The organism is Deinococcus phoenicis (assembly GCF_000599865.1).
In the GTDB taxonomy this organism is placed as follows: domain Bacteria; phylum Deinococcota; class Deinococci; order Deinococcales; family Deinococcaceae; genus Deinococcus; species Deinococcus phoenicis.
Map to the genome: position 1 here is coordinate 106,462 of NZ_JHAC01000070.1, position 17,860 is coordinate 124,321.

The 17,860-nt window shown below is 69.9% G+C and carries 15 protein-coding genes; 10 read left to right on the forward strand and 5 right to left on the reverse strand.

What is annotated here, in order from left to right:
- The first annotated feature begins 42 nt into the window (after window positions 1–42).
- Window positions 43–540 (forward strand): peroxiredoxin, encoded by a 498-nt coding sequence (locus DEIPH_RS16665; RefSeq protein ID WP_034360264.1) that lies wholly within the window; start codon window positions 43–45, stop codon window positions 538–540.
- The gene (gene rpiA, locus DEIPH_RS16670; protein ID WP_034360267.1) at window positions 533–1,231 is read left to right on the forward strand and encodes a ribose 5-phosphate isomerase A; all 699 of its coding nucleotides are present in this window, start codon (window positions 533–535) and stop codon (window positions 1,229–1,231) included. Before DEIPH_RS16665 ends, rpiA begins: the two co-directional genes overlap by 8 nt.
- 167 nt (window positions 1,232–1,398) lie before the next feature.
- On the opposite strand, the gene DEIPH_RS16675 is transcribed toward rpiA, so the two are convergent.
- The 5 genes from DEIPH_RS16675 to DEIPH_RS16695 form a co-directional block, all read right to left on the reverse strand.
- Window positions 1,399–3,423, reverse strand: coding sequence for a thioredoxin domain-containing protein (locus DEIPH_RS16675; protein WP_034360270.1), 2,025 nt, complete (start codon window positions 3,421–3,423; stop codon window positions 1,399–1,401).
- A gap of 83 nt (window positions 3,424–3,506) precedes the next feature.
- The gene (dxs, locus tag DEIPH_RS16680; protein WP_051517465.1) at window positions 3,507–5,414 is read right to left on the reverse strand and encodes a 1-deoxy-D-xylulose-5-phosphate synthase; all 1,908 of its coding nucleotides are present in this window, start codon (window positions 5,412–5,414) and stop codon (window positions 3,507–3,509) included.
- Between the two features lie 94 nt (window positions 5,415–5,508).
- Entirely contained in the window at window positions 5,509–6,204 is a 696-nt protein-coding gene (locus DEIPH_RS16685; RefSeq protein ID WP_235183278.1) for a hypothetical protein, read from the reverse strand.
- 134 nt (window positions 6,205–6,338) lie between these two features.
- Entirely contained in the window at window positions 6,339–7,019 is a 681-nt protein-coding gene (locus DEIPH_RS16690) for a PspA/IM30 family protein (RefSeq protein WP_034360275.1), read from the reverse strand.
- Window positions 7,020–7,262: 243 nt separating this feature from the next.
- Entirely contained in the window at window positions 7,263–8,066 is an 804-nt protein-coding gene (locus tag DEIPH_RS16695) for a hypothetical protein (protein ID WP_034360278.1), read from the reverse strand.
- A gap of 152 nt (window positions 8,067–8,218) precedes the next feature.
- On the opposite strand from DEIPH_RS16695, the gene DEIPH_RS16700 reads away from it, so the two are divergent.
- The 8 genes from DEIPH_RS16700 to DEIPH_RS16735 all read left to right on the forward strand — a co-directional run.
- Window positions 8,219–9,247 (forward strand): PIN/TRAM domain-containing protein, encoded by a 1,029-nt coding sequence (locus tag DEIPH_RS16700; protein ID WP_034360281.1) that lies wholly within the window; start codon window positions 8,219–8,221, stop codon window positions 9,245–9,247.
- Between the two features lie 87 nt (window positions 9,248–9,334).
- The gene (locus DEIPH_RS16705) at window positions 9,335–10,057 is read left to right on the forward strand and encodes an SDR family oxidoreductase (protein ID WP_034360284.1); all 723 of its coding nucleotides are present in this window, start codon (window positions 9,335–9,337) and stop codon (window positions 10,055–10,057) included.
- A gap of 336 nt (window positions 10,058–10,393) precedes the next feature.
- A complete protein-coding gene (locus DEIPH_RS16710; RefSeq protein ID WP_051517466.1) occupies window positions 10,394–14,170 on the forward strand; it encodes an ExeM/NucH family extracellular endonuclease in 3,777 nt (1,258 codons plus the stop codon).
- A gap of 58 nt (window positions 14,171–14,228) precedes the next feature.
- The gene (locus DEIPH_RS16715) at window positions 14,229–14,573 is read left to right on the forward strand and encodes an inorganic diphosphatase (RefSeq protein ID WP_034360287.1); all 345 of its coding nucleotides are present in this window, start codon (window positions 14,229–14,231) and stop codon (window positions 14,571–14,573) included.
- Window positions 14,574–14,582: 9 nt separating this feature from the next.
- The gene (locus tag DEIPH_RS16720) at window positions 14,583–15,275 is read left to right on the forward strand and encodes an SDR family oxidoreductase (protein WP_034360289.1); all 693 of its coding nucleotides are present in this window, start codon (window positions 14,583–14,585) and stop codon (window positions 15,273–15,275) included.
- Between the two features lie 23 nt (window positions 15,276–15,298).
- The gene (locus DEIPH_RS16725; protein ID WP_034360317.1) at window positions 15,299–16,261 is read left to right on the forward strand and encodes an NAD(P)/FAD-dependent oxidoreductase; all 963 of its coding nucleotides are present in this window, start codon (window positions 15,299–15,301) and stop codon (window positions 16,259–16,261) included.
- Window positions 16,258–16,893, forward strand: a complete 636-nt coding sequence (locus DEIPH_RS16730) for an HAD family hydrolase (protein WP_034360319.1) — start codon at window positions 16,258–16,260, stop codon at window positions 16,891–16,893. Before DEIPH_RS16725 ends, DEIPH_RS16730 begins: the two co-directional genes overlap by 4 nt.
- Before the next feature lie 48 nt (window positions 16,894–16,941).
- Window positions 16,942–17,860, forward strand: a 919-nt coding sequence (locus DEIPH_RS16735) for a DEAD/DEAH box helicase (RefSeq protein WP_034360321.1), incomplete at its 3' end; no start/stop codon positions are given.

Sequence of the window (17,860 nt, forward strand, 5' to 3'; positions counted from 1 at the left end):
CGCCCGGCCTCCTGTGGCCCGCCCGCCTGTTACCCTCTGGCTATGACCGATTCTCCCGCCCGCCTCGCCCCCGGTGAGCCTTTTCCCGACTTCGCCCTGCCCGATGCGGAGGGGCACACCCACCGCCTGCCGGACTACGCGGGCCGCTACGTGGTGCTGTACGCCTACCCCAAGGATGACACCCCGGGCTGCACCAAGGAGGCCTGCAACTTCCGTGACAGCGCCCTGTTGAAGGCGCACGGCGCGGCCATCCTCGGCGTGAGCCGCGACGACGCCGCGAGCCACCAAGCCTTCAGCGAGAAGCACAGCCTGCCCTTTCCCCTCCTGACCGACCCCGACGCCGAATTTCTGAAGGGCATCGGCGCGTATGGTCCCAAGAACCTCTACGGCAAGGTCACCGAGGGCGTCAAACGGCAGACCTTCCTGATCGGCCCCGACGGCCGACTGGTCAAGAGCTGGCTGGCCGTGTCTGTGGACGGCCATGCCGATGCCGTGGCCGCCGCTATCGACGCCGACCGGAAGGCCCGGGCAGATGCCTGACCCCGCCGCGCCCGATCTGGAGGCCCTGAAAAAGGAAGCCGCCCTGCGCGCCGTCGCCCTGGTGAGAAGCGGGATGCGCGTCGGGCTGGGCACCGGCAGCACCGCCAAATACGCCATCGAGGCCATCGGGGAGCGGCTGGCGTCCGGTGACCTGCAAGGGGTGGTGGGCGTGGCGACCAGCGACGCCTCGGAAGCGCTGGCCCGGCAGGTGGGCATTCCGGTGCAGCCCCTCGACCCCCGGCCCCTCGATCTCGCCATCGACGGCGCGGACGAGATCGGCCCGCAGCTCGACCTGATCAAGGGCCTGGGCGGGGCGCTGCTGCGCGAGAAACTGACCGAGGTGCAGGCGCGGCAACTGGTGATTATCGCGGACCACACCAAGCTGGTCACGCGGCTGGGGGAAAAGGCTCCCCTCCCGGTCGAGATCGCCCGCTTCGGCTTCCTGTCCACCATCGAGCGCCTGCGCGCGCTGGGGCTGGGCGGTCGGCTGCGGCAGCCCGGCGCCCAGCCCTACGTGACCGACAACGGCAACTACATCTTCGACGCGCAGCTGCCCGCGAGCTTCGATGCGGCCCCGCTGGAGCGGCAGATCAAGGGCACGCTGGGCGTGGTGGAAACGGGGTTCTTCCTCGGGATGGCAGACCTGGCGTTCGTGGCGGCCCCGGAAGGAGTACGCGAACTGGGGCGCTGAGCAGGAGGGCGGAGGGCGGAAGCTGAGGCACGGGCTTCCGCCCGCTCTTGTGCCGACAGCGGAACGCCAGCTTACGCGCGGAGCGAGGGGCAAAACGTACGGAATGGCGGCGCTTGAAGAACATCTGGTGAGATTCCGGATGTTCTGGAAGTCAGAGCAATCCCGTATTACAGCCGCCGCAACTGTCCTTCCAGCACGCCCGGGTCGCGGGTGGGCAGGTCGCAGGTGTGGCCCACGCACACATAAGCGGTCCCGCCCCCCGGTCTGCCTTCCAGCACGGGCAGGCCCTCGCCGCGTTCGGCAGGGGCCAGCGCCGCGAAGGGGAGGGGATGCCGGGCCACCACCCGTTCCAGCGGGGCGCGCTCCGGCGGCGTGCCGATCAGGGCAATCTCCACGTGCGGCGCTTCGAGGAAGGCGGCGGCCTGCCACAGGCCCCCGAAGCCACCCGGCGCGGCCAGCATGTCGCCCTGGTAGGTGCGGACGGCAGCGCGGGCCAGGCGTTCGCCCTCCCCGTCCCCGAAGTAGCGGTTCATCCATAAGCCCAGCAGCGCGGCGGCGGCGTTGTCGCTCAGGACGGCGGAATCGAAGCCCTGCGCCTGCCGGGTCAGCAGCGTCTCGGCGCGGCCCCCGGTCGAGCGGAAGAGGTTCGCCTCCCCGTCCCAGAAGTCGCGGCGCACGACCTCCCACAGTTCGGCGGCCCAGGCCAGGTGCCCCAGATCACCGCCCGCCTGGTACAGCGCCACCAGCCCCAGCCCGTAGAGCGCGTGGTCCTCCAGCAGCCCCTCCACCCGCGCCGCACCGTCCTTGAAGGTGTGCCGCAGTGTGCCGTCGGGGAGGCGCAGGTGGTCCCGGACAAAGCCCGCATTCCGCCGCGCGATCTCCAGCAAATGGGCCTCGCCCAGAATGCGCGCCGCGTCCGCGAAGGCCGCCAGCGCCAGCCCGTTCCACGAGGTCGGCACCTTGTCGTCGGTGCCCGGCTGGGGCCGCTGCTGCCTTGCCGCAAACAGGCGGGCGCGGGCCGCGTCCAGCCGCAGAGTCAGGGTCTCGTCGCCCAGGTCCCGTGCGAGGTCGGCGGGCGGCGTGAGCAGGTGCAGCACGTTGCGCCGCCCCGCGTCCGGGCGGTGGGGGTCCTCGAAGTTGCCCTCCCCGGTCACGCCGTAGACGCGCAGCACCAGCTCGGTGTCCGGGCCTTCCCCCAGCACCCCACGAATCTCGTCAGGGGTCCAGGTAAAGGTCAGGCCCTCCACCCCCTGCGTGTCGGCGTCCTGGGCGCTGGAGAAGCCGCCCTGCGGCGAGAGCATCTCGCGTTCGAGGTAGGCGAGCGTCTCGCGGGCCAGCCGGGCGAAGCTCTCGTCTCCGGTGGCCTGATAGGCGCGCAGCAGCGTGCGCGTGAGCTGGGCGTTGTCGTACAGCATCTTCTCGAAGTGCGGCACCAGCCAGCGTTCGTCCACCGAGTAGCGGTGAAAGCCGCCGCCCAGCTGGTCATAGATTCCGCCCCGGCCCATCATCCGGAGGGTGTGCAGCGCCATGTCCCGTCCGCCCGGCTGCGTCAGCAGAAAATCCAGCGTGGTCGGCGCGGGAAACTTCGGCGCGCGCCCGAAGCCGCCCAGGTCGGCGTCATACACGCGGCGCAGGTTCTCCACGCCCCGGTTCAGAAAGCCTTCGGGCAGGTCGCCCACTGCCGGGCGCGGACGGCTGGCCTCGCGCACGTGGTCGCTGAGGGCCTGCGCGTTTCCGGCCAGTTTGTCCCGGTCCTCGCGCCAGGCGTGCGCCACGCTCGCCAGCAGGCGGCGGAACCCCGGCATTCCGTAGCGGTCTTCGGGGGGAAAATAGGTGCCCGCGTAGAAGGGCTGGCCGTCCGGCGTCAGAAACACCGTCATCGGCCAGCCGCCCTGCCCGGTCATCAGCTGGGTGGCCGTCATGTAGATGCCGTCCACGTCGGGGCGTTCCTCGCGGTCCACCTTGATGTTCACGAAGTGCGCGTTCATGAACTCGGCGGTCTGGGCGTCCTCGAAGCTCTCGTGGGCCATCACGTGGCACCAGTGGCAGGTCGAGTAGCCGATGCTCAGGAGCACCGGCACGTCCCGCCGCCGCGCCTCGGCAAAGGCCGCTTCTCCCCAGGGCCACCAGTCCACCGGATTGTCCGCGTGCTGAAGGAGGTAGGGGCTGGACTCCTGCGCGAGCCTGTTCATGCGGGGAGCCTACCGCCCCGGCCTGCTCCTGGGCATGAACGGCGCGGGGCAGAAGCTTTAGGCCTGTTACTCCCTCCAGCGGCCTACACCTCCAGCGGCACGTCCACCCCGAGTTCGGCCAGCACGGTGCGAATTGCCGGGGCGTCGATGCCCGCGCGGGCGTGGACACTCTCGACGGTGGCGTGGTCCTGAAACGCGTCGGGGATGCCCAGCACGCGCACGGGGGTCCGCAGACCCAGGCCGCTGAGTGCCTCCAGCACCGCGCTGCCGAAGCCGCCGACCACCGTGTTGTCTTCCACGGTGACCAGCGCGCGGGCCTTTCCGGCGACCTCGCGCAGCATCTTCTCGTCCAGCGGCTTCACGAAGCGGGCGTTCACCACGCCCACGCCGGGCAGCCCCCGCGCGGCCTTCAGCGCGTAGTCCAGCCCCTTGCCGCCCGCCAGGATCACCACGTCGTCGCCGTCCTGCACCCGTTCCCAGGTGCCCCATGGCAGGTCGGGCCAGGTGCCTTCAGGGACACGTTCGGTGTTGCCGCGCGGGTAGCGGATCGCGAAGGGGCCGGGATGTTCCTGCGCCGCTTTCAGCATGCCGCGCAGTTCGGCAGCGTCTTTGGGCAGCCCGATGCCCACATTCGGAATCGAGCGCAGGTAACTCAGGTCGAAGACGCCGTTGTGGGTGGCGCCGTCCGCGCCCACGATGCCGCCCCGGTCGATGGCGAAGGTGACATTCAGGTTCTCGATGGCCACGTCGTGCAGTACCTGATCGTAGGCCCGCTGGAGGAACGTCGAGTAGATCGCCACGATGGGCCGCAGCCCCTGGAGGGCCATCCCGGCGGCGGTGGTCACGGCCACGTCCTCGGCGATGCCCACGTCCAGATAGCGGTTCGGGTGGACCTGGCTGTACTTCACCAGACCGCTCCCCTCGCGCATGGCGGGCGTGATCACAAAGGTGCGGGGGTCCTGGCGGGCCAACTCGGTTACGGCGTCCCCGAAGGCGCTGCTCCAGGAATAGGCGCTGCTGGACGCAAACTCTCCCGTTGCCGGGTCGAACTTGCCGGGGCCGTGCCAGTAGATCGGGTCGGCCTCGGCGTAGCTCAGGCCCTTGCCCTTGCGGGTGACCACGTGCAGGATGGTCGGCCCGTCGAGGTCCACCAGCCGCTCGATCAGCCACACCAGTTCCTGAACGTTGTGCCCGTCCACCGGCCCCACGTAGCGCACGCCCATCGCCGCGAAGGGGTTCACGCTGGCAGGGTCGAAGAAGTGCCGGGTGCTGCTCTTGGCGCGGCTCATGAACTCGGCCAGGGGTTTGCTGACGGCCTGCACGGCCTTTTTCCCGGCCCCCTCGCCCTCCTGGAACCACTTCTGGACCTGGAGGCCCCGCATGAACTTGTTCAGCGCCCCGACGTTCTCGCTGATGCTCATCTCGTTGTCGTTCAGCACGATCAGCATCCGGCGGTTCATGTCCCCGATGGTGTTCAGCGCTGCCAGCGCCATGCCGCCCGTCAGCGAGCCGTCCCCGATCACGGCGGCCACCTTATAGTTCTGCCCCAGCGCGTCCCGCGCCAGCGCCATGCCCAGCGCGTTGGCAAGAGAAGTGCTGGCGTGCCCGACCGTGATCGCGTCGTGTTCGCTCTCGCTGACCTTGGTGAAGCCGGATAAGCCCCCCTCCTTCTTCACGGTGGGCATCCGGTCGCGGCGGCCCGTCAGGATCTTGTGCGCGTAGGCCTGGTGCCCCACGTCGAAGAGAATCCGGTCACGCGGCGAGTTCAACACGTAATGCAGCGCCACGATCAGGTCGGTCGCGCCCAGTGAACTTGCCAGGTGCAGGCCGCCCACCGAGCAGACCCGCACGATCTCGTCCCGCAGTTCGGCAGCCAGCTGCGGAAGCTGATCGCGCGAGAGCCGCTTGAGGTCCTCCGGGCTGTTCACCCGGTCCAGCAGCGGCGTGCGGGAGGCGGGCTGGAGGCTGGAAGAGGTCTTCGGCTCGCTCATGGCTGGCCTCCCTGGTCGGGATGAGAGGAGGAGGGCGCACAGTGGAACGCGCAGGGGAACGTCATTGCCTCAGGATAGAGGCGCGGCGGCCCCTTCACCTCCCTCCAAAGTTGCGCCCGGTGAGCAGCAGGCCCTCGGGCGTCCGCACGTCACCCACGAAGGGGGTGAACCACAGCTGCTGCGCCTGCGGAAACAGCCCCCCCACGTCGTCGCTGATCTGGCGCGTGACCACCCACACGTCGAAGCTTCCGGCGGGAGTGCTCACGCGGCGGCGGTCCTGCACGTCGTAGCGGTAACGCAGGGTCCCCTGGGTCTGCACCTTGCCGTCGTCGCTGGTCAGGGTGATGCGGCTGCTGCCCTCCCAGTTCAGGCCGACGCGCCAGGCGTTCTCGGCGGGGGCCTCGGTCCAGGCCGGTTCCAGGCGCACCGTTACGCCGGGTTTACGAAAGCCCAGCAGGTGCACGCCCGCCGCGCTGATCTGCCGGTACCACGTCTGGTCCGCGCCGCGCCCGGTCAGCTGAAAGGCCAGCGCCGTCTGGCCCGCGAACACGGTGGGGCCGAGCGCCCGCAGGGTATAGGGCAGGCCGCCTGCCGGCTCGCCTTCCGGCAGATAGGTCCAGCCCAGGCCCGTCTCGCGCGGGTAAAAGGACACGCTGCTGACGCTGGTGCTGGCCTGCACCGGGGCCGCCGCCGCCGTCTTCGTGGCGGCGGGCGCGCAGGCCCCCAGCAGCACCGCGAGGGGCAGGGCCAGCAGGGGCACGGTAAGCAGGGAAGAGGCGCGGCCTCGCATGAGGTTCAGGGTAAGGCAGGGCATCGGTTCCATTCTGTCAGCATTCCTGAAGTTGGGCTGACGGGCGTCCCGGCCGCAGGGGCGCGGCACGAAAAAAGGGCGTCCATGACGCCCCTTTTCTCAGGTCAGGGCACTCAGCCCTGCTTGTCGTCCCCGCTCTGCACCTTGGCCTTGAGCGCCGCGAAGGCGTCGTCGAGGTCGCGGTCGCGGCCCAGGTCCTTGAGCTGCGCGTCGAAGTCGTTTTCCTTGCTCAGCTCGGTCATGGCCTTGTTGCGGTCTTCCATCGTGGCGACCTTACGTTCCATGTCGCTGAAGGCGTCCATCGCGCCGCCCGCCTTGCCGAAGCCGCTCACGCGGTCGAGCGTGGCCCCGGCCTGCGCGGTCTTCTGCCGGGCAGCCAACAGCGTCTTCTTGGACTCCATCTCGTCGATCTTGGCTTCCAGGGCGCGGAGCTGGGTCTTGAGCTGATCCACCGTGCTGCTCTGCACGGCGACCTGCTCCTCGAAGCCCTTGGCGAGGTCCTTGTGGTTCTGGGCGCGGCGCAGCGCCTCGCGGGCGAGGTCCTCGCTGCCGCCGCGCAGGGCTTCTTCGGCCTTCTTCTGGTATTCCTCGGCCAGCTTGCGGTTGGTGCCCGCCTCGCGCTCCAGGCGGGCGCTCTGGCTCATGGCGTCGGCCACTTCGCTGCGGGCCTCACCGTAGGCGGCGCGCATGTCACGCAGGGCCTGGTCGATGATCTTGCCGGGGTCCTCGGCCTTGCTGATCAGGTCGTTGACGTTGGCACGCAGCAGTCGGGAAAGTCGGTCGAGAATAGTCATGGGTGGTTCCTCCTTGCGAAGCTGATTCCGCGAACATGATTACGCAGCCGCTCCCGGCCCGGTTCCCGCACTTCCGAACCTAAAGGCCACCTAAAGCCAGGCTGGGGTTGGAGGGGAGAGCGCACAAGGGGACTCCTCCGGTCAGGATGGGTTCCCCTCGCTCTGGAGCAGCATGCGCGGAGGGGCCTCCGGATGAGCCTTGCCACGCCCGAGGGTCCCTGGCACAGTGCCGTTGGAGAACCCCTAGAACACGATGGGCTTCAGGCCCACGCTGGCCGTTCCGCAGGCGACCGTCACATTTGTTCCCGCCGGGGTAAAGGTGCAGCCGAGCGCGCGCAGCCCTGCCAGTGGGAAAATCAGGTTGGTGCCGTCGCTGGCCGGAACCAGGGGGAGTTCGACGCTGCCGCTGCCCAGCTGCGCCGCCTTCTGCCCGACCGTCACGGTCAGCGGCGTCTCGTTGCCGCGCGACAGGCGGTATTTGCCGCCGCCCAGCGAGGTGACATTGACCACGCCCACCAGGTCGCGGCCCAACACGTAGGGCTGGCCCTTCACGACGCCTGCGGGCGTGGCGGGACGGGCGGCCGCCGGCGCGGCAGCGGCCTGCGCCACGTCCACCACCAGGAGCGTTTCCTTGTCGCTCAGCGGGGCCATCAGCACGAAGGACCCGACCGGGCCGCCCGCCGTCGCGGAAACCAGCAGCGAACTGGCCTTGCCGGTCCCGGCGGTCTTCCAGTCGCCCAGCGCGCGCGCGCCGAGCTTGCCGCGCACCAGGGGCCGCAGCGTGGTCGGGGCGCCCTGCACGTACAGGCACACCGCCGCCGGGCTGACCTTGAGGGTCCTGGGGCAGGCCACGATCTGGCCCTTCACGGTGCCGCTGATCTCCACCGCCACGCTGCTCACGGAACGCACGGTATTGGCCGACACGGGCGTGGTGGTGGCCGCGCGGGCCGGGGCCGCCGGAGTGCCGGTGCCCTGCGCGCCTGCCACACTCAGGACCCCGGTCAGACACAGGCCCGCCAGGCGGAACGCCTTGGAAACTTTACGCATGGCTGGCATGGTACCCGCAGCGGATGAGCGTCAACTTTGAACCCCACATGAAGCCGTCAGGTTCCTCATGTCTCTATGGGCTGTCTTGGCTGGCCTGCGTGGTCGCGGAGGTGTGCGGCCCAGGCCGGGCGGGGTCGGCTACACTCAGGGCCGTGCTTGCGTTCCGGCTGATAATGATGTTGTTTGGCCTGCTCGCCGGGTGGGCGGCGGGTCACGCGCTGGCCCTGCGAATGGGCGACCCCGAGGTGGGGCAGGTCAATACCCTCAGCCTGATGCTGGCGGGGGCGCTCGCGGCCTTGCTGCTGGCCCCGCGTGCCGAACGGCTGGCGGCCCAGGGCCTGGCGCGGCTGAGCCGCTGGTACGCGGGCCTCTCGCCCCGGACGGTCGCGGCGGCCACCTTCGGGCTGCTGGTCGCGCTGCTGCTCAGCGTGCTGCTGGGCAACCTGCTGCGTGGCCTGCCCTTCTACAGCTGGGTCTGGAGCGTCCTGGTGACGCTGATTCTGGCGGCCTTTTTCGTGCCTTTCGCCACCCGGCACGCCGACGCGTTCGGCCTGCTGGCCTTTCCGCAGGTGCGCCGCAAGCCCGGCAGCAAGATTCTGGACACCAACGTGATTATCGACGGGCGCATCCTGGAACTGGCCCGCAGCGGCTTTCTGGAAGGCGAGCTGGTGGTGCCCGGCTTCGTGCTGCGCGAGCTTCAGGTGCTGGCCGACCACGCCGACCCGCAGAAGCGCACGCGCGGCAAGCGCGGGTTGACCGTGCTGGAGGACCTGCGCGGGGTGCGCCCCCTGCGCGTCGAGGACTGGGACGATCCGCAGCTCAGCACCGTGGACGACAAACTGGTGCGCCTCGCCCGCGAAACCGGCGGCAAACTGCTGACGAACGACGGCAACCTGGGCAAGATCGCGCGGCTGCACGGCCTGGAGGTGCTGAGCATGCACGCGGTCGCCGTCGCCCTGCGGCCCCAGGTCCAGGCGGGCGATCACCTCACCATCACGGTCACCAAGAGCGGCCAGCAGCAGGGTCAGGGCGTCGGCTACCTGGAGGACGGCACGATGGTCGTGGTCGAGGATGGCCTGAAGTTCCGGGGCAAGTCCACCCGTGTCTTGGTGGTCAACAACGTCCAGACCAACGTGGGCCGCATGATCTTTGCCAAGGTGGACAAGAACGACGCCGCCTGAGGAGGCCGGGGAGCGGGAAGACCTTCCGGGGAAAGCCTGGCTTCCGCCTCTGCCCGCCGCCGGGCTGCGCCCTGCTACCCTGACGTCATGACGGGCACAGGACGGGAAGGGGCGTTGGCCGGGCGCGTGGTCGCGGTGACCGGAGCCAGCAAGGGGATCGGGTGGGCCGTGGCCGAGGCGCTCGCGGCGCAGGGCGCGCGTGTGATCGGCGGCGCGCGGGACGTGGGCGGCCTGAGTCTGGACGGCTCGGCGTTTCACCCGCTGGACGTGACGGATGAGGCCAGCGTGCAGGCCTTCGCGGAGGCGGCGGTGCGGGCCGGGGTCGACGCGCTGGTGAACAATGCCGGGGTCGGCTCCTTCGCGCCGGTCGAGGAGATCACGCCGGAGGAATACCGCCGCGTGATGGACACCAACGTGCTGGGCACCCTGCTGGTCACGCGCGCCCTGATCCCGCACTTCCGGGAGCGGCACGCGCGGGGCGCCGGGTCGCAGGTGGTGAACGTCACCAGCGACGTCTCGGGCCGGACCTTCGGGACGGGCGCGCTCTACACGGCCAGCAAGTACGCGCAGCGGGCACTCACGCAGGCCCTCGCGCACGAGGGACACGGCTACGGCCTGCGCGTGACCGAGATCCGCCCCGGGATGGTGGACACCTTTTTCGCGGACACCGTGCAGGGCGAGGCCCACAAGGCCGCCTGGCTGCGTCCCGCCGATGTGGCCGACGCCGTCCTGTACGCCCTGACCGCCCCGGTCCATGCCCGGATCGACGAGGTGCTGCTGCACCCGGTCGTGCAGGAGGTGGCCTTCTAGCCTCCGTCACCGGGAAACACCGGGACAGGGGTGCCACTCTCTGGACAGTCTCCTGAACAGCGGCGCAGACGAGGAGGACCCCTCGCAGGCCCCCGGACTGACTTCCGTGCCTCAGCCCCGGCCCTGGGGCGGCCTGGTCCCTTCTCAGCCTGGGCACATTCGGCGGCCAATGAACTTTCTCTGAAGCCCTTCTGCTATCCTGGGCCTCCCTCCTTTCCGAGCTGGTCAACTTTCCTTCCCACTGATCCGTGAAGGCGAGCTGACACAGGGGTGAGAGCCTCACGTCAGGCGGGGCCTGTCCTCATGGAAGTGCCGCCGCCCATCTCAGGAGAATGCATGAAAAAACGACTGCTGCTGTCTACTGCCCTGCTGCTGAGTGCCTGTGGCACGGGGACCCATGCCACGCTGCCCACCACGGGCACGGGAAAGGCCGTGTTCACGGTGCTCTCGCTGCCCGCCGAGGTGCGGCAGGCGACCCTGGAAGTGCGCGGCACGGACGCGAACACCAGCCGTGAGCTGTATACCCTGACCGCCACCCTCCGGGACGGGACGGCCACCTTCACGGTGCCCAACCTGGTCAAGGGGGCCTATACCCTCACGGCACGCGGGTACGACGGTGCGGACGCCGAGAAGGTCGTGCTGTACAAGGGCACCCGCGCGGTGACCTTCCAGAACGAGGAGCCGATCAGCCTGCGGATGAACCGCGTGACGAGCGCCATTCACGTCACGGCGACGGGCGTGATGGGCAAGAGCAACGTTCTCGTGGCCAAGGTGGGGTCGCTCGAAGCGCGCCTGATCGGGAATGGCAACACGGCGGCGGGCGTCTTGCAGGGCGTTCCCACGGGCCGGAGCATCCGGGTGCTGGTCGAGGGCCGTGACACGGCCGGCACCCTCCAGCAGCAGGGCACGGCCACGCTGCGGCTGAGTGAGGACGATCAGAACGTGAGCGTGGGCCTGAGCGACGTGATCAATGCGGCTCCGCCCGAGGCCCCCACCCTCAGTGGCGTGGACACCGTCAAGAAGGGAGAGCCGTACACCCTGAGCATCGCGGCCCGGCAGCCCGACAGCCGCGCCCAGCTCAAGACCGTGACGGTCGACTGGGGCGACGGCAGCGCCCCCCAGGTGCTGGACGCCAGTGGCCAGAGCGGGGCGTTTCAACCCACGCACACCTATACCGCCCCCGGCCCACGCAGCATCAGCGTGACGGTGACGAACACAGCGGGCCTGAGCAGCATGGCCGGCCTGAACGTGAATGTCCTCGACACCACCAACGGGAACGTGACGGTGGATGTCGGTGCGGAGGTGGCCCCCGTCACCCTGACCTTTACCGGGGTGGACCCCGCTGCCGACCGCGTGATCGCCACCATCACCGCCCCCGAGAGCAGCATGGGGACCGCCAGCGTGCGCGCCCAGGACCTCAAGCGCACCTACGTGCTGGAACTCGTTCCGCGCGGGGGCGGCACCTGGAGCGGCACCCTGAGCCTGCCCGTCGGCTTCACGTACAGCGTGCAGCCCCGCAGCCTGACCGGCGAGCAGAGCCGGGAGGGCCAGGCCCAGACCTTTACGACCACCCCGGAGGGCGCGGCGCCCACCTTCGCCTTCGGTGGCGGTGGCGGGGACACGGCCCCCACCTGCCCGGTGCCCACCACGCCCGTGACGAACATCGGCGTGGTGCAGGGGTCCGGCGCGGCCAGTCCGCTGGCCGGACAGACCGTCACCGTGCGCGGCGTGGTCACCAGCGACACGCAGGCGGGCCTGGGCGGCTTCTTCATCCAGGAGATCGCCCCCGATAACGACCCGGCCACCAGCGACGGCCTCTTCGTGTTCACGGGCACGGCGCGCCAGACAGTCAGCGTGGGCGACGTGGTGCAGGTCGGCGGCACCGTCAACGAGTACTTCAACGCCACGCAGCTCGAAACCGTCACCAGCTTCCAGAAGTGCAGCGGCACGCAGGTCGTCAAGCCCGTGACCCTGAACTTCCCGCTGAATACCCTGGACCAGCTCGAACAGTTCGAGAACATGCTCGTGACGATTCCGCAGACGCTGACCGTGACCGACAACTACGGCTACGGGCGCTACGGCGAACTCGGGCTGTCCAGCGGGGGCCGCCTGTTCAACCCCACCAACGGCAACGCGGCTGGCGAGACCCTCCAGAGCCAGGCCCTGCGCCGCATCGTGCTGGATGATGTCAGCAACGCGCAGAACCCCGGCGCGGTGCCGTACCTGAACGCCCTCAACACCCGCCGCACCGGCGACACGGTCGAGAACCTGACGGGCGCGCTGCGCTACGCGAACAACACATTCAAGATCGAGCCGACGGTCGCGCCAGTCTTCAGGGATGCCAACCCCCGGCCCACGGCCCCCGGGGAGGTCGGTGGCCGCCTGCGCGTGGCGGGCGCGAACGTGCTGAACTACTTCACGACCTTTGGGGGCAGCGCCGACCGGGGCGCCAACAACGCCTACGAGTTCGGGCGGCAGAAGGCCAAGATCGTGAGCGAGCTGATCGGCCTGAACGCCGACGTCATCACCCTGATGGAGATTCAGAACAACGGCGAGACGGCCCTGAACGATCTGGTCGCCGCGCTGAACGCCGCTGCCGGGGCGGGCACCTTCGACTCGGTCAAGACCGGCACGCTGGGTACGGACGCCATCCGCGTGGCGATCATCTACAAGCCCGCCAGGGTGGCCCCGGTCGGGCAGCCGAAGATCGACACCGCCAGCATCAACGACCGCCCGCCCGTCGCTCAGACCTTCCGCGAGGCGGGCACGGGCGAGACCTTCAGCGTGATTGCCAACCACTTCAAGAGCAAGGGGAGTTGCCCCACGAGCGGCGACACCGATCAGGGCCAGGGCTGCTGGAACCTCAAGCGGGTGAATCAGGCGCGCGAACTGCTGACGTTCGCCGACTCTGTCCGACAGGCCTCGGGCGACCCCGACGTGCTGCTGCTGGGTGACCTGAACTCCTACGGCGAGGAAGACCCCATCCGGACCCTGATCGCGGGCGGCTTCGAGAGCCTGAACAAGCGGATTCCGGTCGAGGACCGCTACTCCTACCAGTTCAATGGGCAGTTCGGCTACCTCGACCACGCGCTGAGCAGCACCAGCCTGAGTGGTCAGGTCACGGGCATCACCGAGTGGCACATCAACGCCGACGAACCCACGTTCCTCGACTACAACGTCGAGTTCAAGGCCAATCCCACCTGCACCTCGGCCACCTGCACCACCCCCGACCTGTACACGCCCGAGGCCTTCCGCAGCAGCGATCACGACCCCGTGCTGGTCGGCCTGAACCTCAGCGGCGGCGGGACGACCACCCCCGTGTCCAGCGTCATCCTGACGCCCGGCACGGCCAACGTGACCACCACCGCAGGTGCCCCCGCCGTCACCACCACCTTCACGGCCACGGCGCAGAACCTCACCGGCGACCTGACCATCACCGTCACGCCGCAGAATGACGCCCCGGCCCTGGCGACTGCGCCTGCCACGGTCACCAGCGGCCAGCCCTTCGCCGTGTCCGTCACCGCCCCGGAGGGCACCGCGCCCGGCACCTACGCCTATCAGGTCAAGGCGGCCAGCGGCGACGTGAGCAGCACGGCCACGCTGACGGTGACGGTGAACGCGCCGATTGTCCGCCCGCAGCCGGACAGCGAGCTGTACTTCAGCGAGTACGTGGAGGGCAGCAGCAACAACAAGGCGCTGGAGATCTACAACCCGACCGCCCAGGCCGTGAACCTGGCCGACTACACGGTGGAGCTGTACGCCAACGGCGGGACCACGACCACGAACACCGTGACCCTGAGCGGCACGCTGGCGGCGGGCGGGACCTTCGTCATCGTGAACGGCTCGGCGGTGGCGGACCTCAAGGCCAGGGGCCAGCTCGTCAGCAACGTGACCAACTTCAACGGCGACGACGTGCCGGTGCTGAAGAAGAGCGGCACCGTGGTGGACGTGATCGGCCAGATCGGCTCGGCGGCCAAGTGGGGCGAGAATGTCACCCTGCGCCGCAAGGCCACCGTGAAGGCGGGCGACCCCGACGGCAGTGACGCTTTCGACCGTGCCGCCGAGTGGGACGTGCTCACCATCGATACCTTCGACGGTATCGGCAGCCGCTGACCCCCGCCCTTCCCGGCCACCCTGCCTCCCGGCGGGGTGGTTTTTCTATGCTGTCCCCATGAAGCCTGACCTCACGTTCTTCCTCGGCCAGACCGTGCGCGTGGTGGTGGACCGCCCGCTGGGGAGCCGCCACCCGCGCTGGCCCGACCTGGTGTACCCGGTGAATTATGGCGAACTCCCGGGAACTGTGGGTGGCGACGGGCACCCCATAGACGCCTACCTGCTGGGCTGGGACCGGCCCGTGCGGGAGGCCAGGGGCGTGGTCACGGCGGTCATCGTCCGCGAGGACGACGCGGAGGACAAGCTGGTCGTGGGGCGTCCCGGTGCCCACTGGACAGATGCAGAGATCATGAAGGCCGTTTCGTTTCAGGAACAGTACTTCCAGGCGCGCGCCGTGCGTTAGCCTCCACGGATGACCCATTCAGACAGACCGGTGACCCTGATTACCGGGGCGACGGGCGGCATCGGCGCGGCGCTCGCGCGGGAACTGGCGGGAACCCACAGCCTCCTTCTCCAGGGGCGGGACGGGGCGCGGCTTTCTACCCTCTGCGCGGAGGTGGGCGGGGCGCCGCTGCTCCTCGACCTGACCCGGCCGGACACCTTCGAGGCCGCCCTCTCGGGCCTGGGCCGCGTGACGAACGTGGTGCAGAACGCGGGGGTGGTCGAACTGGGCGCGGTGGCCGAGCAGCCGCACGAAGTCTGGACACACACCCTCGCCGTGAACGTGGTGGCCCCCGCCGCCCTGACGCGCCTCCTGCTGCCCCGGGTCCGGGCCGAGCGGGGCACCCTCGTCTTTGTCAACAGTGGCGCGGGCCTGCGCGCGAATGCCGGGTGGGCCAGCTACGCGGCCAGCAAATTCGCCCTGAAGGCCCTGGCCGACGCCCTGCGCGAAGAGGAGACCCCTCACGGCGTGCGCGTGACCAGTGTCTATCCGGGCCGGACCGCCACGCCCATGCAGCAAAAGGTCCGGGCACAGGAGGGCGGCAGCTACGATCCGGCGGCCTTCGTGGACCCCGCGACGGTCGCCGCTACCGTGCGCTTCGTGCTGGACGCCCCCCGTGACGCCACCCTGCCGGACGTGACCGTGCGGCCCGGTCCCCGTTGAGGAGGCCGGGAGTGGAGCAGCCAATGGAACAGTACGACGCGGTCATCGTCGGTGCGGGTCCGGCAGGTCTGAATGCCGCGCTGGTGCTGGGCGGCGCGCGGCGGCGGGTGCTGCTGCTGGACGGTGGGCCGCCCCGCAATACCCGGGCCACCGCCGCCCATGGGGTGTTCACGCGCGACGGCACGCCCCCCGGCCAGCTCAAGACGCTGGGCCTGGTCGACCTCGCCCCGTATCCGGTAACGGTGGTGTCCGGCGTGGCGCGGGAGGCCCGGTCCCTGCCTGGCGGCTTCGCGGTGCGGCTCGACCGGGGCTGGGTCCAGGCCCGGCGCCTGCTCCTGGCCACCGGGGTGCGCGACGTGCTGCCCAACGTGCCCGGTCTGCGCGCGCGCTGGGGCCGCACCGTCCACCACTGCCCCTACTGCGATGGGTGGCCCAACCGGGAAGCGGCGCTGGCCGTTCTGGGGTCGCATCAGGAAGGCCACCACCTCGCCCTGAGTGTGCGGGCGTGGTCGAAATCGGTGGCCCTGCTGACCGACGGCCCCGACGAACTGACGGACGAGCAGCGCCGCGACCTGGCGCGGGTGGGCGTGCCCATCTGCACCGCGCCCATCCTGCGCCTGGGCGGGACGGACACCGTGCAGGTGAAGTTCCGGGGAGGGGAGCGCCTGACGCTGGACGCGATCTTCCTGAACCCCACCCAGGTCCAGAACAGCAGCCTGGCCGCTTCGCTTGGCTGCGAGCTGAACGAGAAGAGCCGCGTGGTGGTCAACGAGAATGGCATGACCAGCGTGCGCGGCGTGTGGGCCGCCGGGGACATGACGGGCGCGCCGCAGTACGTGATGAATGCGGCGGCCAGCGGCATGATCGCCGCCGTTTCCCTGAACACCACCCTGATCCACGAGAACGTGAGGCGGCTGGGCGCGGCCTTCCACAAGTCCCCCGGCGAGGAGGAAGGCAAAGCCCCCAGTGGGGGTGAGGCGTCCTGAAAGCCGTCCTCTTCGACCTCGACGGCACGCTGCACGACCTCACCGCCACCGTTCGGGGCTGGCTGACGGGGCACGTGGAGCGGCACGGCCTGCCCGGCGGGTACGCGGAGCGGTTTACCGTGCTGGACGACTTCGGCTACCGACCCAAGCGCGAGGTGCTGCCGCAACTGGTCCGTGAACTGGGCCTGCCCCACGACCCGGAGGTTCTGTTGGCCGATTTCTCCGAACATTCCCTGGCCGCGCCCGTCCCCATGCCACACGCGCTCGACGTTCTCCAGGAACTGCGGGCGCGTGGCCTGCGGGTGGGCGTGGTCACGAACGGCTGGGTAGAGGCCCAGACCACCTGCCTGGAGCGCACCGGCCTGGCTCCCCTAACCGACGATGTGGTCATCAGCAAAGGCGTGGGCCTCAGCAAACCCGCCCCCGCCATCTACGAACTGGCCCTTGCCCGTCTCGGCGTGAACGCGGCGGACACCTGGTTCGTCGGGGACTCGCCCCGCAACGATGTGTGGGGGCCGCAACAGGTGGGGCTGCGCGCGGCGTACCTCCCCACCGGGCATGGGCTGAGTGGCGAGAGGCCCGACGCCGTGCTGCGGGATTTGCGGGACGTGCTGCGGCTGATGGAGCGCTGAACATCCGCGCTGAAAGCGGAAAGCTGCTGGCGGACGGCTCCTGCTAGCATGCCCCGCGTGACGCTCCCCGACCTCCCCATCGCCGAGGTGCTCCCCGAAGTGCGGGCGGCCCTCGCGGCGCACCCGCTGGTGGTGCTTCAGGCCCCGCCGGGAGCGGGCAAGAGTACGGCGCTGCCGCTGGCGCTGCTGGAAGAACCCTGGCTGGCCGGACAGGGCGCCGTGATGCTGCAACCCCGCCGGGTGGCAGTTCGCGCGGTGGCCTCCCGGCTGGCCGAGGGCCTGGGCGAGGAGGTGGGCGGCACGGTCGGCTCGCGCGTGCGCTTCGAGTCACGGGTGTCGGCCCGCACGCGCATCGAGGTGGTCACGGAAGGCATCCTCACCCGCCGGTTGCAGCGTGACCCGGAACTCTCGGGCGTGGGCCTGGTGATTCTCGACGAGTTCCACGAGCGGTCCCTGAACGCCGACCTCGCCCTGGCCCTGCTGCGCGAGGTACAGGGGGCGCTGCGGGACGACCTGCGTGTGCTGATCATGAGCGCCACCCTCGACCCGGCCCTGCCCGAACGGCTGGACGCGCCGCTGGTGCAGAGCGCGGGGCGGGCCTATCCGGTGGACGTGCGTTACCTCCCCGCCGATCCCTCTGGCCGCGTGGAGGACGCCGTGGCCCGCGCTGTCCGGGGGGCGCTGGAGGCCCATCCGGAAGGCGACGTCCTGGCCTTTTTGCCCGGCGTCCGCGAGATTCGGGGGGCGCTGGGTGCCCTGTCCGGTGTGGACGCGCTGGTGCTGCCCCTTTACGGCGACCTGCCGCTGGCCGAGCAACGGCGGGCGCTCCTGCCCGGTCCCGGCGGACGGCGCAGGGTGGTGCTGGCGACCTCCATCGCGGAAACGTCGCTGACGCTGGCGGGGGTGCGGGTGGTGGTGGACGGCGGCCTGAGCCGCACGCAGCAGTTCGATCCCGGCACCGGCCTCA

What these genes read in the sequence shown, in the direction of transcription:
- DEIPH_RS16685 (WP_235183278.1), bottom strand. Translation starts at nt 6,204, where the DNA reads ATGCGAGGCCGCGCCTCTTCCCTGCTTACCGTGCCCCTGCTGGCCCTG.
- DEIPH_RS16710 (WP_051517466.1), top strand. Translation starts at nt 10,394, where the DNA reads ATGAAAAAACGACTGCTGCTGTCTACTGCCCTGCTGCTGAGTGCCTGT.
- DEIPH_RS16720 (WP_034360289.1), top strand. Translation starts at nt 14,583, where the DNA reads ATGACCCATTCAGACAGACCGGTGACCCTGATTACCGGGGCGACGGGC.
- rpiA (WP_034360267.1), top strand. Translation starts at nt 533, where the DNA reads ATGCCTGACCCCGCCGCGCCCGATCTGGAGGCCCTGAAAAAGGAAGCC.
- DEIPH_RS16715 (WP_034360287.1), top strand. Translation starts at nt 14,229, where the DNA reads ATGAAGCCTGACCTCACGTTCTTCCTCGGCCAGACCGTGCGCGTGGTG.
- DEIPH_RS16705 (WP_034360284.1), top strand. Translation starts at nt 9,335, where the DNA reads ATGACGGGCACAGGACGGGAAGGGGCGTTGGCCGGGCGCGTGGTCGCG.
- DEIPH_RS16690 (WP_034360275.1), bottom strand. Translation starts at nt 7,019, where the DNA reads ATGACTATTCTCGACCGACTTTCCCGACTGCTGCGTGCCAACGTCAAC.
- DEIPH_RS16675 (WP_034360270.1), bottom strand. Translation starts at nt 3,423, where the DNA reads ATGAACAGGCTCGCGCAGGAGTCCAGCCCCTACCTCCTTCAGCACGCG.
- DEIPH_RS16695 (WP_034360278.1), bottom strand. Translation starts at nt 8,066, where the DNA reads ATGCGTAAAGTTTCCAAGGCGTTCCGCCTGGCGGGCCTGTGTCTGACC.
- dxs (WP_051517465.1), bottom strand. Translation starts at nt 5,414, where the DNA reads ATGAGCGAGCCGAAGACCTCTTCCAGCCTCCAGCCCGCCTCCCGCACG.
- DEIPH_RS16725 (WP_034360317.1), top strand. Translation starts at nt 15,299, where the DNA reads ATGGAACAGTACGACGCGGTCATCGTCGGTGCGGGTCCGGCAGGTCTG.
- DEIPH_RS16665 (WP_034360264.1), top strand. Translation starts at nt 43, where the DNA reads ATGACCGATTCTCCCGCCCGCCTCGCCCCCGGTGAGCCTTTTCCCGAC.